The sequence below is a fragment of the Streptomyces cahuitamycinicus genome, assembly GCF_002891435.1.
In the GTDB taxonomy this organism is placed as follows: Bacteria; Actinomycetota; Actinomycetes; order Streptomycetales; family Streptomycetaceae; genus Streptomyces; species Streptomyces cahuitamycinicus.
In genome coordinates this window covers 1-14,323 of the sequence record NZ_POUC01000194.1, presented here as the reverse complement: position 1 = coordinate 14,323, position 14,323 = coordinate 1, and the positions used below count along the sequence as shown (strand labels likewise).

Here is a 14,323-nt window from a genome sequence, read left to right as displayed (position 1 = left end):
GCCCAAGGGGGCACGGGGAACCGCGCAAGCCCAAGGGGGCACGGGGAACCGCGCGAACCCCAGGGGCGCGGGAGACCGCGCGAACCCCAGGTGGCGCGGGGAACCGCGCAAGCCCAAGGGGGCACGGGAGACCGCGCGAACCCCAGGGGGCGCGGGAGACCGCGCGAGAAACCACCGTCGGCCCGCACCCGATCGAGAAGAACGCCCCCGCCCCTACGCCTTGCTGTGCGAGAACAGCTTCAGCACCGGCACCCCGACCTTGTGCCGGGCCCGGGAGGCCCAGTCCCGGTGGAAGAACTCCTCCACGTAGTGGGGATCGGTCAGCACGATGACCTCGTCGGCCCCGGTCTCCTCCACCAGGGACTTCAGCGCGTCCAGCGGATGGTCCTCGATCAGCCGCCCCTGCGCCGGACTGCCCGAGGCGCGCAACGCGGCGAGTGACACCTCCAGCGCCCGCTGCCCCACGCTCAGTGCCTCCTCCCCCTCCGGCGTCTCGCCCTCGCGGACGGCCTCGTCCAGCTCGCCGAGCGCCACGTCGTCGATGGCCCGCAGCAGGCGGTCCGCCTGCTCGCCGCGCGGTTGCAGCAGCACCTGGAAGGAGACCTGCTCCTCCCCGTGCAAGGTGGTGACGAACTCCACGTCGGCGGACGTAAGCGCCTTCTCGATCATCAATACGCTTGTGAACACCAGGCGCCCCTTCTGCTCCAGGGGCCCATGGCCCCACTCCTCCGCAGGCCGTGCCGGGCCCCGCGGAAACCATCCTGCCCCGTGCTCGCACGGGTACTGCCGGATCCAGTGTGCCCTCCGAAATCAAATCGGAACGGCATATTTCGCTGATGAACGGACCAACAGCAGCGTTTGCCCGCGCTTACGGACGTACCGGCCGGCCGGCTTCCCGGCCGCCGACACCTTCTACCCCGGGCCCGGCGTTTCAGTACGCCGGCCGGGGCCGCCCGTACCGCGTGAACAGGAAGCCGTCCTCCTCCAGCATCGACACCAGTCCGAAACGGTGCGGGACCGTGACCGCCGGCCCCCCGGCGATGCGCTGCGCCTCGCCCGCCGTGAGCATCGGGGCGACGGTCAGGCACAGCTCGTCGAGCACGCCGGCCGCGACGAGCTGACCGAGCAGCCGCGGGCCACCCTCGGTGAGCAGCCGGGTGTGGCCGAGGTCGGCGAGGGCCCGCACGGCCCGGGTGGGATCCACGCCGATGCCGTCTCCGGCGGTCACCACCCGGGCGCCCGCCCGCTCGGCGGCGGCGACACGGTCCGGGGCGGCCGAGGCGCCCGTGAGGATCAGGGTGGGGACCAGGGGCGAGGTGAACAGCGGCAGTGAGAAGTCCAGGTCGAGGCCGGCGGTGACCACCGCGATCGCCGGTGCGGGCTGCTGCCCGGCCGCCTCCCGCATCGCCGCGAAGTCCTCGCGCGCGCGGGCCGGCCGGTACCCCTCCTTGCGCACCGTCTCCGCGCCGACGACCACGACGTCCGCGAGTGCCCGCAGCGTGCCGAAGATCCGCATGTCGGTGGCGCTGGAGATGGGCTGCGAACGGCCGTCGTGCTGGGCGGCCCCGTCCAGCGTGGACACCATGTTGGCGCGCAGCCAGGGCGCCGGGCCCGCGGGCCCCGGGTCGGGATAGGCGTACGCGGCGGCCAGCTCGTCCAGGCTCCACTCCCGCCCGGCGCCCTCACCGGACGCGCCGTCCGGCGCCGGAGCTGCTGTTTCATCGGTCACAGGGAACAGACGTCGCATGCGGTGCAGTGTTCCACGCGCCGTAGCATGGTGAACCGTGTCCTCTCCTCTGGCCCCCTCCGGAACCGGCCCCGTGACCGACCCGGCCCCGCTGTCCCTGTGCGCCCGTGAGCCGCGTGTCCCCGCGGACCGGCTGGTCGCCGAGATGGTGCCGCCGCCGCGGTTCGACTCGGTCCGCTTCAGCACGTACATCCCCGACCCGAACCAGCCCAGCCAGACCGAGGCCGTCCGGGTCCTGGAGGGCTTCGCGGCGGGTCTCGGCCCGGAAGCGGCCAACGGCTCCGGCAAGCGGCGGCTGTTCGGTTTCGGCAGGGCACCGAAGAAGGCCCCCGCCGGCCCGCGCGGCGTCTACCTCGACGGCGGCTACGGCGTGGGCAAGACCCACCTGCTGGCGTCCCTGTGGCATGCCACCCCGGCCGAGCCCGGACTGAAGGCGTTCGGCACGTTCGTGGAGCTGACCAACCTGGTCGGCGCCCTCGGGTTCCAGCAGACCGTCCGGACGCTGTCCGACCATCGCCTGCTGTGCATCGACGAGTTCGAGCTCGACGACCCGGGCGACACCGTCCTGGTCTCCACTCTGCTCGGCAAGCTGGTCGACGCGGGCGTGGCCCTGGCCGCCACCTCCAACACGCTGCCAGGCAAGCTCGGCGAGGGCCGGTTCGCCTCGGCCGACTTCCTGCGTGAGATCCAGGGCCTGTCGGCCCACTTCCGGGCCCTGCGCATCGACGGCGAGGACTACCGCCACCGCGGTCTGCCCGAGGCGCCGCCGCCGTACTCCGACGAAGAGGTGACCGGCGTGGCGCACGCGACCGAGGGCGCCTCCCTCGACGCGTTTTCGCCCCTCCTGGAGCATCTCGCCCGCGTCCACCCCAGCCGGTACGGCGCTCTGACCGACGGGATCAGGGCCGTTTGCCTCACCGGTGTGCGGCCTGTTCCCGACCAGTCCACGGCCCTCAGGCTCGTCGTCCTCGCGGACCGGCTCTACGACCGCGAGGTGCCCGTGCTGGCCTCGGGCATGCCGTTCGACCAGCTGTTCAGCGACGAGATGCTGAACGGCGGCTACCGCAAGAAGTACTTCCGGGCCATCTCCCGGCTCACCGCCCTCGCCCGCGACGCGGCCGAACTGGCGAACAACCGGTAACGACAACCCCAATATCGCGCCAACCGCCCGGAGGGAAGGGCCTTTTCAAGCCAGCCCACCGCCGGTTTTCAGGCTCTCTTCAGCTTGAAACGTTAAGTTAACCCTGCAAACGACCTTGCAGGGTTAACGTGTTTCTTGACCAGCCATTGACCAATCATTGGTCCGCGCTAGACGTGTGAATCATCTGAAGGGGGGCGCATGTACCGAGGTACGACGGCACGGACCGTGGTTTCGCTCCTCGCCGCCGCCCTGCTCGCCCTTCAGTTCTTCGCACCTACCGCGTCCTTCGCATCCGCGTACACGCACAGTCAAGCCGAGGCCAACACTCAGCCCGGAACCAAGCCTTCCGGCAAGTCCTCGCGTCCCGGACACAAGTCCCCCGGGAAGGCTCTGCGCGACGAGATGGCCACCTGCCGCGCCGGACACCACGGGGACCCGACCGGTCCCCTGCGGACCCGCGACCGGTCTCACACCGCCGACTCGGCGCCCTCTGCGCCCGAGCGGCCGCTGCGGCGGCACATCCTTCCGACCGCACCGGAACCGGTCAGACCCGGCGCCGCGCATCACCGCGCGTCGAGATCCTCGACGTCGCACACCCCGGCAGCACTGCAGGTCTTCCGCTGCTGAGCGGCCGAGCAGTTCCCCCCACCCTCTGTCATGCCCGTCCGACGCGCCCCCATCTGCGCGCCAGGAGGAGTCACCACACTCATGCAACCCCTCATCGACAACGCCCGCACCTTCGGACAGCGCCCTGAGGAGTTCGCCCACCTCGCCGAGGGCCAGTCCCCCGACGTCCTGTTCATCACCTGCTCCGACTCCAGGGTCGTACCGGCCCTGATCACGGGCGCCCGTCCCGGCGAGCTCTTCGAGCTGCGCACCGCGGGCAACGTCGTCCCCCCGCACTCCTTCGAACACCCCACGTCGGAGGCGGCCACGATCGAGTACGCCGTGGAGGTCCTCGGCGTCAAGGAGATCGTGGTCTGCGGCCATTCGCACTGCGGCGCCGTGGGCGCGGTGGTACGCGGCGACGACCTCGCCGGCGTACCGGCGGTGCGCGACTGGCTCGCCCGCGCGGCCGACGAGCCCAGGTGCTCCGACCCGGCCGACCCGACGGTCGCCGAGGCCGTGCAGAACCACGCCCTCACCCAGGTGCTCCGGCTGCGGTCCTACCCCTGCGTCGAGCGCCGGCTGGCGGAGGGCCGGCTCGGCCTGCACGCCTGGTTCTACGAGGTCCACACCGGGATCGTGCGCGAACACCGCGCGGACACCGACTCCTTCGAGAAGCTGTGAGGGGCGCCATGACCAAGTTCCCCCACCTCAGGCAGGACTTCACCGCCTCGCTCGTCGTGTTCCTGGTCGCGCTCCCGCTGTGCGTGGGCGTGGCCGTGGCCTCCGGTGTCCCGGCCGAACTCGGCCTGGTCACCGGCATCGTGGGCGGCCTCGTCACCGGATTCCTGCCGGGCAGCAGCCTGCAGGTGTCCGGGCCGGCCGCCGGTCTGACCGTGCTCGTCTTCGAGGCGGTCCAGGAGTACGGGTTGCCCGCGCTCGGCATCATCGTGCTGGCCGCCGGTCTGCTCCAGCTGATCATGGGCGCCCTGAAGCTGGGCCGCTGGTTCCGCGCGATCTCGGTCTCGGTCGTCGAGGGCATGCTGGCCGGAATCGGTCTGGTGCTCATAGCCGGTCAGCTGTATGCGACAGCCGGGCTGAAGGCACCCGCCTCCGGCATCGACAAGATCCTGGGCCTGCCCGGTGCCGCCGTCGACGCGGCCGGCAGCACGGCGGCCCTCACGTCCCTCGTGCTCGGCGCGGCCACCATCGCGGTGATGGTGGGTTGGAAGAAGCTGCCGAAGCGGGTGCAGGCCGTGCCCGGCGCGCTCGCCGCGGTGATCCTGGCGATCGTGGCCACCGCCGTGTTCGACCTGCCGGTCGCCACGGTCGAGGTGAAGGGCCTGCTGGACTCCATCCAGCCGCCCGGCCTGGACGCCTTCGGCGGCCTGGGCGTCGGCATCATCGGCACGATCATCGCCTTCACGCTGATCGCGTCCGCGGAGAGCCTCTTCAGCGCCGCCGCCGTGGACCGGCTGCACGACGGCCCGCGCACGCAGTACGACAAGGAGCTGATGGCGCAGGGCGCGGGCAACACGATCTGCGGTGCGCTCGGCGCACTGCCGATGACCGCGGTCATCGTCCGCAGCTCCGCCAACGTCAGCGCCGGCGCCAGGACCAAGGCGTCCCGGGTGCTGCACGGCGTGTGGCTGCTGCTGTTCGCCGCGCTGCTGCCGTCCACGCTGGCCCTGATCCCGCTGCCCGCGCTCGCCGGCATCCTGGTCCACGCGGGCTGGAAGCTGATCCCCTTCGCCAAGATGGTGCCGCTGTGGAAGGAGCACCGGGGCGAGGCGCTCATCCTCGTCGTCACCGCCGTGTCGATCGTCGCGGTGAACATGTTCGAGGGCGTGCTCATCGGTCTGGCCCTGTCGGTCGTCAAGACCGCCTGGGAGGCCTCACACCTCAAGATGGAGATCATAGACAAGGGCGCCGGCCCGATCCAGGCGTACCTGTCCGGCAACGCCACCTTCCTGCGACTGCCGAAGATACTCGACAGCCTGGAGAGCCTGCCGCAGGACCGCCCGGTCACGCTGGACCTCTCGGGTCTGCACCACCTCGACCACGCCTGCCGCACGGCCTTGGAGAACTGGGCCGCACGCCACAGCTCGACGGGTACCGAGCCGGTGAAGGTCACGGAGACCGAGAAGGCCGAGGAGGCCGAGGCGGAGAAGGTCACCGCCGCATAGCCGCCTGACCGGATCGACCAGGCCCTGGTCCGGGGCGCGCACCCCGCGCGCCCCGGACCAGATGCGTCGGCCCTCCTCCCGGCCCGGATCCCAGGGCATGGCCCCGAGCCCCATTTCAGGCATATCGTTACTTGAACAGACGGATTCGGACCTCTGAACAGGGAGGTCGGCATGGTCGAAGAGCTGTTCGGCGTGGTGGCCGCCGTCGGAGCCGGCGCGCTGGTGTACTTGGCTGCCGCAGCGCGGGTCGTCAAGCAGTACGAGCGCGGGGTCGTCTTCCGGCTCGGGCGCCTGCACGGGGACGTGCGACGGCCCGGGTTCAACCTCGTGGTCCCCGCGGTGGAGCGGATGCGCAAAGTCAACCTGCAGATCGTGACCATGCCGATCCCCGCCCAGGAGGGCATCACCCGCGACAACGTGACCGTGCGGGTCGACGCGGTGGTGTACTTCAAGGTCGTGGACCCGGCGGCCGCGATCGTCAACGTCGAGGACTACCGCTTCGCCGTCTCGCAGATGGCCCAGACCTCGCTGCGCTCGATCATCGGCAAGAGCGAGCTGGACGACCTGCTGTCCAACCGGGAGAAGCTCAACCAGGGCCTGGAGCTGATGATCGACAGCCCGGCCGTGGAGTGGGGCGTGACCATCGACCGCGTGGAGATCAAGGACGTCTCCCTGCCGGACACCATGAAGCGCTCCATGGCCCGCCAGGCCGAGGCCGACCGGGAGCGGCGGGCCCGGCTGATCAACGCCGACGCCGAGTACCAGGCCTCCAAGAAGCTGGCCCAGGCCGCCCGCCAGATGGCCGACACGCCCTCGGCCCTCCAGCTCCGGCTGCTGCAGACCGTCATGGCGGTGGCGGCGGAGAAGAACTCCACGCTGGTCCTGCCCATTCCGGTGGAACTGCTGCGGTTCCTGGAACGGGGCCAGCAGCCCCCCGCGCAGGGCCCGGAACACGCGCAGACCGCGGGACAGGCGCAGAGCCCGGGACACGCGGAGACCGCGGACCCCGCGGAGATCCCGGAGCGCGCCGTGGACCGCTCGCACCAGGCCGAAGAGGCCATCGAAGAGCTGCGGCGCGCCGTAGAGCAGTGACCCGTGCTACGCGCGTGGTTCCCGCCGCCCGCACCAGGTGATAGACACAGCGGGATCACAGTTCCTGTCCGCCAGCAGGAAGGTTTCCCCATGACCGAGTCCGGTCGCTCCGCCACACGCCGTCAGATGCTCGCCGGAACGGGCGCCCTGGGCGTCGGGATCGCGTTCTCCGGTGCCCTGTCCGAACTTTTCACCGGCACCGCCGCCGCACAGGGCCTGGGCCGCACCGGCTTCGGACCGCTCGTCCCCGACCCGAAGGACATCCTCGACCTGCCCAAGGGGTTCCACTACCGGATCCTCTCCCGCGAGGGGGACGAACTCCGCTCCGGCGAGGGCGAGGTCCCCTCCAACCACGACGGCATGTCTGCCTTCCCGGGCAGAGGCGGCCAGGTCCACCTGGTCCGCAACCACGAGAACCGCGCCGACGGCAAGGTCCCGGTCCCGGCCGTCGAGGGCCTCACCTACGACCCGGCCGGCAAGGGCGGCTGTACGGCCCTGACGCTGGACTCCCGCAACCGGGTCCGGTCGGAACGGGTCGCGATCGCCGGTACGGCCGTGAACTGCGCGGGTGGCCCCACCCCTTGGAACACCTGGCTGACCTGCGAGGAGACCGAGGACAAGGCCGGGACCAACGGCTACACCAAGGACCACGGCTTCATCTTCGAGGTCGACCCGGCCGACCCGCACCGCACCGGGGCCGTGCCACTGACCGCGATGGGCCGCTTCGCCCACGAGGCGATCGCCGTCGACCCCCGGCGGGGCGTGGTCTACGAGACCGAGGACGCCTTCGAGAAGCCCTTCGGCCTCTTCTACCGCTTCCTCCCGGACCGGCCGCTGGGCGGCAGGGGTTCGCTGCGGGCGGGCGGCCGGCTCCAGGCCATGCGCGTGCCCGGTGTGCCTGACCTGTCCTCCATCCAGGACGTGGGCGCGGAGTTCGACCGCGTCGAGTGGGTGGACGTACCGGACCCGCAGGCCGCGCGGACGCCGATCCGGTTCCAGGACTTCGGCCGCAAGGGCATCACGCACGCGCAGAAGCTGGAGGGCTGCTACTGGGGCGGCCGTTCGGTGTACTTCGTGTCGTCCTTCGCGCGCCGGTCGGACGGTTCGGCCGCCGACCACTTCGGGCAGGTCTGGCGCTACGACCCCGAGCGCCGCCGGCTCACCCTGGTGATCGTCTTCGGCCCGGACACCGACGTGCAGATGCCGGGCGAGTCACCGGACAACATCTGTCTGGCGCCCAGCGGCGGCCTCATGGTCTGCGAGGACGGCGACGGCGCCCAGCACGTCTACGGTGTCACCCGGCGCGGCGAGGTCTACGCGATGGCCCGCAACCGGCAGAACATCGGCACTCCGGAAGAGCCCGAATGGGGTGAGTTCGCCGGGGTGACCTTCTCCCCGGACGGCGACACGATGTACGTCAACTGCTACCGGCCCGGCACCACGTTCGCGGTGACGGGCCCCTGGCGCCGGTAGCCGGCGTTCCACTCCGGCGGGGGCGGCGGGCGCGAAGCCCGGTGCCCCGCCCGGATCATCGAGGCACACAACCGCGAGGGGGCCCCGGTGACACACAAGGGCAGCACGTCGCTGCGGGACCGGCTGCGCCTCCCCACCGGTGAGCCGGTCGACCTGACCCGGTACGACGCGGCCGCCACCCCCGCCGGCCCGGACGGCAAGGGCGCGGGCAGGGCCGCCACGGCCCGCGTCGGCGAGCGGCTGGCCGTCCTCCAGGAGCAGCTGTGGGCGGCCAGCACCAAGGGCGACCGGCGCCGCGTGCTGCTGGTCCTGCAGGGCATGGACACCAGCGGCAAGGGCGGCACGGTCAAGCACGTCATCGGCCTGCTCAACCCGTCCGGCTGCCGGATCACCGCGTTCAGGACGCCGACCCCCGAGGAGCGCGCGCACCCCTTTCTGTGGCGGGTGGAGCAGGCGCTCCCGAGCCACGGCGAACTGGGCATCTTCGACCGCTCGCACTATGAGGACGTGCTGATCGCCCGCGTCCGGGAACTCGCACCCGGCCCCGAGATCGCGCGGCGCTACGAGCAGATCAACCGCTTCGAGCGGTCCCTCGCCGACGACGGCGTGACCTTGATCAAGTGCTTTCTGCACCTCTCCTACGACGAGCAGCGCCGCCGACTGCTCAAGCGCCTCGACAAGCCGGAGAAACACTGGAAGTTCGCGGCTTCGGACATCGCCGACCGTGCCCTGTGGCCCGCGTTCCAGGAGGCCTACGAGATCGCCCTGGAGCGCTGCGGCACCTCGCGCGCGCCCTGGTACCTGGTCCCCGCCGACCACAAGTGGTACCGCAACTGGGCGGTCAGCACGCTGCTCCTGGAGCACCTTCAGGAGCTGGATCCGAGGTACCCGAAGGCCGACTTCGACGTGGCCGAGTGCCGGAAGCGGCTGCTGGAGCAGCCCTGAGCCGCCCGATCAGGCCGCGAGCAGGGCGTCGATCTGGCCGACGGCCTCCTTCAGGCCCTCCTCCATGCCCATGGTGATCAGCTGGTCCATCTGCTCCCGGGAGTCGAACAGGGAGCGCATCTCCATCCGGGTGCCGCCGCCGTGCTCGCTGAGCCGCACCGTCACGGACATGGTCGGCATGTCGTCCTTGGGCTTGCCGTCGTCGTCGGCGAAGCCGTCGGTGAACTCCAGGGCCGTCGGCTCGCTGACCGAGGTGATCCGCCACCAGCCGCGGTGCCGGTCGCCCTCCGGGCCGGTCATGAAGTAGGTGACCTCTCCGCCGGGGGTCAGGTCGTGCTCCTCCACGGTCGCCGGGTAGGTCGGCGGGCCCCACCAGCGCTCCAGCTGCCGGGGGTCGGCCCACAGCCGCCACACCCGCTCGACCGGGGCGGCGAATTCGGCGACCAGGGTGAGGGTGAGGTGGTCGAGGTCCTTGTCGACACTGGTGACAGTCATCGCTCGGGTCCTTCCGTCGTGTCGTTCTCTTCGGTTGCGGGGTCCTCGGCGAGCAGCCGGGCCATCCGGTCCACGCGCCCGCGCCATGCGGACTCCAGTTCGTCCAGGGCCTGGCGCGCGCGGCCCACCGCGTCGGGGTCGGTGCGCACGAGCTGCTCCCGTCCGCTGCGCTGCTTGGTGACCAGACCGGCCCGTTCCAGCACCGCCACGTGCTTCTGCACCGCGGCGAAGCTCATCGGGTAGGCCTCGGCCAGCCGGGACACCGACAGCTCCCCGCGCACGCAGCGGCGCAGTATGTCCCGGCGCGTGGTGTCGGCCAGGGCGTGGAACAGCCGGTCCACCGTCTCGTCACCCAGCTCATCTGCAACCATTTGGTTGTACGTTACCCCCTGCCCGCCCCGTCTGTGAAGCGACCCGCCGACACTGAAGCCCACGGACCGGGGTACTCGGCGGCCATGAGCGAGAAGCAGCAGGTCAGCAGCTCCTACTGGCTCGATACGGCACCGGACGGCCGCCACCCGGCACTCACGGAGGACGTGGACGTCGACGTGGCGGTGATCGGCGCCGGGATCGCCGGACTGTCCACGGCGTGGGAGCTGACGCGGGCCGGGCGGAGCGTGGCCGTGCTGGAGGCCGGGCGGGTCGCGGCCGGCGTCACCGGGCACACCACCGCCAAGGTCACCGCCCTGCACACGCTCGTCTACGACAAGCTGCGGCGCACCCGCGGCCCCGAGGGCGCACGCCTGTACGCGCGTTCGCAGTCGGAGGCGATCGAGCACGCGGCCCGGATCGCCGGGGAACTGGGCGTCGACTGCGAGTGGGAGACGAGGAGCGCTTACACCTACGCCGTCGACGCGAGCCGCGTGGAGGAACTGCGCGCCGAGGCACGGGCCGCGGCCGAGGCCGGGCTGCCCGCCTCGTTCGTCACCGGGACCGGACTGCCCTTCCCGGTGGCGGGCGCCGTCGAGGTCACCGGGCAGGCCCAGTTCCATCCGCGCAAGTACCTGCTGGCCCTCGCCGCCGACCTGGTCGAACGCGGCGGGCGGATCTACGAGGACACCACCGTCCTCGGCCTGGACGAGGGTGAGCCGTGCAGGCTGTCGACCACGACCGGGGCGACGGTCCGGGCCCGGGACGTCGTCGTCGCGACGCACTACCCGATCTTCGACCGGGCCCTGCTCTTCGCCCGCCTCTCCACGCGTCGCGAGCTGGTCGTCGCCGGGACGATCCCCGCGGACCAGGACCCGGACGGCATGTTCATCACACCCGACGAGGACACCCGCTCGGTGCGCACCGCGCCCCACGGGGGAGACCGGCGGCTGCTCATCGTCACGGGTGAGCACTTCACACCGGGCACGAGTGACCCGCGGGCCCGTTTCGAACGCCTCACCGCCTGGGCCACCGGTCACTTCCCGGACCTGGAGGTCACCCACCGGTGGGCCACCCAGGACACCGAGCCCACGGACACCGTGCCGATGGTCGGCCCGCTGCACCCGGGCACCCGGCACGCCTATGTGGCCACCGGCTTCGGCGGCTGGGGCATGACCGGCGGCATCATGGCGGGCCGGCTGCTGACCGTGCAGATCACGGGCGAGGAGTGCGAGTGGAGCGGCCTGTACGACCCGCGCCGGGTGAAGCCCGCGCTGCGGGAGGCGCCGGCGTTCCTCAAGACCCAGGCCAAGGTCGCCGGGCACTTCGTGGGCGACCGGCTGCGGCCGTCGCCGCCCGTGGAGTCCCTGCCGCCCGGCGAGGGCGCCGTGGTCCGGGCCGACGGCCAGCGTGTCGCGGTGTACCGGGACGACGACGGCGGGCTCCACGCCGTCTCCGCCCGCTGCACCCACCTGGGCTGCCTGGTCGACTTCAACGCCGCCGAACGCGCCTGGGAGTGCCCCTGCCACGGCTCCCGTTTCGACACCGACGGCAAGGTGATCCAGGGCCCGGCGACCAAGCCCCTGGAACAACGGGACCTCTGAGGACTCGCCCCGGGCCTACGCTGGACGTATGAGCGAGGACGACTACTGCCTCATCGACGCGACCAGGCCGCCCCGCGCCGACGGGCCGCCGTACGCGGAGTGTGTTTTGTGCCGGGAGCCGACGGAGTACCCCGAGTCGTACAAGGGCATCACGCTCTGCCCCGCCTGCGAGTGGCTTGAGGCGCAGCGCACCGCCTGCTCAGGGTGACCTGCGCGCGGCCAGCGCACCGGCCAGGGCCAACGCTCCGGCCGTGACCAGGGCCGCGGCTGCCAGGGGCGGCAGCGGCAGCGGGACGGTGCCCTGCTGCGACCCGGTGACCAGTCCCTGCACGGCCGCCCGGGCCGGTGAGCCGCTGACCACCAGGGAAAGCAGCGCCGCGAGCAGCAGGGCCAGGACGGCCCGGCCCGGCGACCGCAGCAGGGGCCGGCTGGTGAGGGCGCCGACGGCGGTGCCGAGCAGGGCGCAGGCCAGGGCGGCGAGCAGCCCGGCCCCGCAGGCGGCGGGGAGCGGCACCCGGGTTCGGTGGTCGGAGGCGACCGGGTCGCTGAGCAGCGTCACGGCGAGGGTCGCGAGCGTGCCGAGGGCCGCCGCGCCGGCCAGGGCCACCAGCAGACAGGCCACATGAGCCCGCGCGGGACCGGCGGCCGCCGCCGCACAGCCGCGTGCCGCGTCCGGCTCGCCGGTGACACAGATCCGCGCCAGCCAGGCGGCGACGGGCAGCAGGGCGGCGGCCGTGTACCCGAGCGAGTCGAGGACCGGCTGCCCGGCCTGGATGCCGATGGCGAGGAAGGCCGCGTACAGCAGGAACGGCGGCAGCCAGCGCTGCGAGCGCATCAGCAGGGCGGCGTGGTAGCGCATGAGGGCGGTCATCGACGGCTCCCGTGGGCAACGGCGTGCGGACTCACCGGGCGGTCGCCTGCGGTGCCACGCTCACCACGTGCCACGGCGGGCGGGCCGTCAGCAGGGCGCGGAGCACGACGTCGGAGTGCGGGGCCGGGACGGACAGGCGATGGGCGCCGGGCCCGGTCTCCTCGGCCGAGGAGACCGTCCGGCGCACCTCCTCGGGCAGCCGTCCGTCCGGCGGGCCCTGCGTCTCGACCACCACGTGCGGGCCGGGCGCGGCCGCAGTCTGCGAGGGCTCCTGCCGGACGACGCCCCCGTCACGCACGGCGTACGTCGCGTCGGACAGGCCCGCGAGGCGGCGCGGGTCGTGGTCGACGAAGACCACGGATCCGCCGGCCGCCGTGCGTTCGGCGACCGCGCGCTCCAACTCGGCGCGGGCAGTGGTGTCCAGGCCGGTCCACGCCTCGTCCAGCACCAGCAGCCCGGGCTGGGCCAGCAGGGCCTGCGCGACCGCGACCTTCTGGCTGCTGCCCTTCGACAGCCGGGCCATGGGCGTCTCGGCGTACGCGGCGGCGCCCAGGCGCTCCAGCCACTCCCGGGCGGCCCGGGCGGCCGCCGCCCGGCTCAGGCCCTGCACGGCGCCGAGGTGGGTGAGGTAGCCGACGGCGGTGAAGGGCAGGGCCGGCGGGAACCGCTCCGGGACATACGCCGTGCGTGCCGGCCGACCGGTGATCCGGCCCTCGCTCGGCGCGTCGATGCCGGCGAGCAGCCGCAGCAGCGTGGACTTGCCGCTGCCGTTGGCGCCCTCGACGCGCACGAGCCGGCCCGGCCCCACCGCGAGGTCGACACCGCGCAGCACCCAGGGACCGCGCAGACCGTAACGGCGGCCCGCGTTCCGCAGGCACAGGTCGGGTCGCATGTGGCCATCCTGCACGATCTCCCGGCTGGCACACTGGGATTCGTGAGCGAAGACCCCGCGCCCGTGAGCGACAGTCCCTTCCGGTCCGAGCCCTCGGCTCGTGACGAGGCACCGCAGTTCGTGTTGCCGCTCGTCGTGCGGATCGAGCGGGCGGACCCGCCGGCGCGTACGGACGCGCTGGAGACGGCCGCGCGGGCCGTGCTGACGATCCTGGCGGACGAGCGGTCGGCCGGCGAGGGCGAGTGGGCCGGGGCGATGCGGGACTGGCAGGACGCCCGGATCCGCAAGGTGGTGCGGCGGGCGCGCGGCGCCGAGTGGCGGCGGGCCGAGGCGCTGCCCGGCATCACGATCACCGGCAAGTCGGCCGAGGTGCGGGTGTTCCCGCCCGTCCCGCTGGACGGCTGGCCCAAGGACCTGGCCAGGCTCCAGGTCTCCGGCACCGACCTGGACGACCCGGAGCCGCCGCTGGACGCGGACCCGGCCGCCCCCGTGCTGTGGCTGAACCCGGGCCTCGGCATGTCGGCAGGCAAGGCGATGGCCCAGGCGGGCCACGCCGCCCAACTGGCCTGGTGGGAGCTGGCCGACGAGGAGCGGGACGCCTGGCACGACGCGGGCTTCCCGCTCGCCGTCCGCACAGCGGACCCGGCCCGCTGGCCCGAACTGACCGGCGTCGGGCTGCCGTTGGTGCGCGACGCGGGCTTCACGGAGATCGCGCCCGGCTCGTGCACGGTGGTCGCGGACCACCCGTCGCTGCGCCGGTAGCCGCACGGGCCCGCCCGCACGGCGTCCACCCGTTCGGAGTAGCCGCGGGCGCGCCGGGCCCGGACGAATGCTCCAGTGGGGTTACCAGCCGAACCGACCCCCGGAGTCAGCCATGACCAGTGCCGCGCCCCCTCCCCCCG

15 protein-coding genes are annotated in these 14,323 nt (G+C 72.5%); 9 read left to right on the top strand and 6 right to left on the bottom strand.

Annotated features, from left to right (window positions below; translation table 11 throughout):
• Positions 1 to 213: 213 nt before the first annotated feature.
• The gene (locus tag C1J00_RS24265; RefSeq protein WP_180989677.1) at positions 214 to 687 is read right to left on the bottom strand and encodes a beta/alpha barrel domain-containing protein; all 474 of its coding nucleotides are present in this window, start codon (positions 685 to 687) and stop codon (positions 214 to 216) included.
• Positions 688 to 931: 244 nt separating this feature from the next.
• Positions 932 to 1,747, bottom strand: a complete 816-nt coding sequence (locus C1J00_RS24260; RefSeq protein ID WP_102911171.1) for a pyrimidine reductase family protein — start codon at positions 1,745 to 1,747, stop codon at positions 932 to 934.
• Between the two features lie 37 nt (positions 1,748 to 1,784).
• On the opposite strand from C1J00_RS24260, the gene zapE reads away from it, so the two are divergent.
• From zapE to C1J00_RS24225, 6 genes are all read left to right on the top strand, one after another.
• Positions 1,785 to 2,888, top strand: coding sequence for a cell division protein ZapE (gene zapE, locus C1J00_RS24255; RefSeq protein WP_102911170.1), 1,104 nt, complete (start codon positions 1,785 to 1,787; stop codon positions 2,886 to 2,888).
• A 708-nt stretch (positions 2,889 to 3,596) separates the two neighbouring features.
• Positions 3,597 to 4,178 (top strand): carbonic anhydrase, encoded by a 582-nt coding sequence (locus tag C1J00_RS24245; RefSeq protein ID WP_102911168.1) that lies wholly within the window; start codon positions 3,597 to 3,599, stop codon positions 4,176 to 4,178.
• A gap of 8 nt (positions 4,179 to 4,186) precedes the next feature.
• Positions 4,187 to 5,680, top strand: a complete 1,494-nt coding sequence (locus C1J00_RS24240; protein ID WP_102911167.1) for a SulP family inorganic anion transporter — start codon at positions 4,187 to 4,189, stop codon at positions 5,678 to 5,680.
• A 171-nt stretch (positions 5,681 to 5,851) separates the two neighbouring features.
• Positions 5,852 to 6,772 carry a slipin family protein gene (locus C1J00_RS24235; protein WP_102911166.1) on the top strand — a complete coding sequence of 307 codons (921 nt, stop codon included), beginning with the start codon at positions 5,852 to 5,854 and terminating at the stop codon, positions 6,770 to 6,772.
• Positions 6,773 to 6,862: 90 nt separating this feature from the next.
• On the top strand, positions 6,863 to 8,245 hold the full coding sequence (locus C1J00_RS24230) for a PhoX family protein (RefSeq protein WP_102911165.1): 1,383 nt from the start codon (positions 6,863 to 6,865) through the stop codon (positions 8,243 to 8,245).
• Between the two features lie 87 nt (positions 8,246 to 8,332).
• Entirely contained in the window at positions 8,333 to 9,190 is an 858-nt protein-coding gene (locus C1J00_RS24225) for a PPK2 family polyphosphate kinase (RefSeq protein ID WP_102911164.1), read from the top strand.
• A 9-nt stretch (positions 9,191 to 9,199) separates the two neighbouring features.
• Here C1J00_RS24225 and C1J00_RS24220 read toward each other — a convergent pair whose 3' ends face one another.
• The gene (locus tag C1J00_RS24220; RefSeq protein WP_102911163.1) at positions 9,200 to 9,685 is read right to left on the bottom strand and encodes an SRPBCC family protein; all 486 of its coding nucleotides are present in this window, start codon (positions 9,683 to 9,685) and stop codon (positions 9,200 to 9,202) included.
• Entirely contained in the window at positions 9,682 to 10,056 is a 375-nt protein-coding gene (locus tag C1J00_RS24215) for an ArsR/SmtB family transcription factor (RefSeq protein ID WP_102911162.1), read from the bottom strand. Before C1J00_RS24215 ends, C1J00_RS24220 begins: the two co-directional genes overlap by 4 nt.
• An 84-nt stretch (positions 10,057 to 10,140) precedes the next feature.
• Here C1J00_RS24215 and C1J00_RS47680 point away from each other — a divergent pair, with 84 nt between their 5' ends.
• Both C1J00_RS47680 and C1J00_RS24205 read left to right on the top strand, forming a co-directional pair.
• A complete protein-coding gene (locus tag C1J00_RS47680) occupies positions 10,141 to 11,658 on the top strand; it encodes an FAD-dependent oxidoreductase (protein ID WP_102911161.1) in 1,518 nt (505 codons plus the stop codon).
• Positions 11,659 to 11,686: 28 nt separating this feature from the next.
• Positions 11,687 to 11,866, top strand: a complete 180-nt coding sequence (locus C1J00_RS24205; RefSeq protein ID WP_102911160.1) for a hypothetical protein — start codon at positions 11,687 to 11,689, stop codon at positions 11,864 to 11,866.
• On the opposite strand, the gene C1J00_RS24200 is transcribed toward C1J00_RS24205, so the two are convergent.
• Together C1J00_RS24200 and C1J00_RS24195 are read right to left on the bottom strand one after the other, a co-directional pair.
• Positions 11,858 to 12,529 carry an ABC transporter gene (locus tag C1J00_RS24200; protein WP_102911159.1) on the bottom strand — a complete coding sequence of 224 codons (672 nt, stop codon included), beginning with the start codon at positions 12,527 to 12,529 and terminating at the stop codon, positions 11,858 to 11,860. The two genes, C1J00_RS24205 and C1J00_RS24200, sit on opposite strands and share 9 nt — an antisense overlap.
• 31 nt (positions 12,530 to 12,560) lie before the next feature.
• Complete coding sequence (locus tag C1J00_RS24195; protein WP_102911158.1) at positions 12,561 to 13,421, bottom strand: ABC transporter ATP-binding protein; 861 nt, start codon at positions 13,419 to 13,421, stop codon at positions 12,561 to 12,563.
• A gap of 42 nt (positions 13,422 to 13,463) precedes the next feature.
• On the opposite strand from C1J00_RS24195, the gene C1J00_RS24190 reads away from it, so the two are divergent.
• Positions 13,464 to 14,183, top strand: coding sequence for an aminoacyl-tRNA hydrolase (locus tag C1J00_RS24190; protein ID WP_102911173.1), 720 nt, complete (start codon positions 13,464 to 13,466; stop codon positions 14,181 to 14,183).
• Positions 14,184 to 14,323: the final 140 nt, after the last annotated feature.

What these genes read in the sequence shown, in the direction of transcription:
- C1J00_RS24260 (WP_102911171.1), bottom strand. Translation starts at nt 1,747, where the DNA reads ATGCGACGTCTGTTCCCTGTGACCGATGAAACAGCAGCTCCGGCGCCG.
- C1J00_RS24245 (WP_102911168.1), top strand. Translation starts at nt 3,597, where the DNA reads ATGCAACCCCTCATCGACAACGCCCGCACCTTCGGACAGCGCCCTGAG.
- C1J00_RS24240 (WP_102911167.1), top strand. Translation starts at nt 4,187, where the DNA reads ATGACCAAGTTCCCCCACCTCAGGCAGGACTTCACCGCCTCGCTCGTC.
- C1J00_RS24235 (WP_102911166.1), top strand. Translation starts at nt 5,852, where the DNA reads ATGGTCGAAGAGCTGTTCGGCGTGGTGGCCGCCGTCGGAGCCGGCGCG.
- C1J00_RS24230 (WP_102911165.1), top strand. Translation starts at nt 6,863, where the DNA reads ATGACCGAGTCCGGTCGCTCCGCCACACGCCGTCAGATGCTCGCCGGA.
- C1J00_RS24220 (WP_102911163.1), bottom strand. Translation starts at nt 9,685, where the DNA reads ATGACTGTCACCAGTGTCGACAAGGACCTCGACCACCTCACCCTCACC.
- C1J00_RS24215 (WP_102911162.1), bottom strand. Translation starts at nt 10,056, where the DNA reads ATGGTTGCAGATGAGCTGGGTGACGAGACGGTGGACCGGCTGTTCCAC.
- C1J00_RS47680 (WP_102911161.1), top strand. Translation starts at nt 10,141, where the DNA reads ATGAGCGAGAAGCAGCAGGTCAGCAGCTCCTACTGGCTCGATACGGCA.
- C1J00_RS24205 (WP_102911160.1), top strand. Translation starts at nt 11,687, where the DNA reads ATGAGCGAGGACGACTACTGCCTCATCGACGCGACCAGGCCGCCCCGC.
- C1J00_RS24200 (WP_102911159.1), bottom strand. Translation starts at nt 12,529, where the DNA reads ATGACCGCCCTCATGCGCTACCACGCCGCCCTGCTGATGCGCTCGCAG.
- C1J00_RS24195 (WP_102911158.1), bottom strand. Translation starts at nt 13,421, where the DNA reads ATGCGACCCGACCTGTGCCTGCGGAACGCGGGCCGCCGTTACGGTCTG.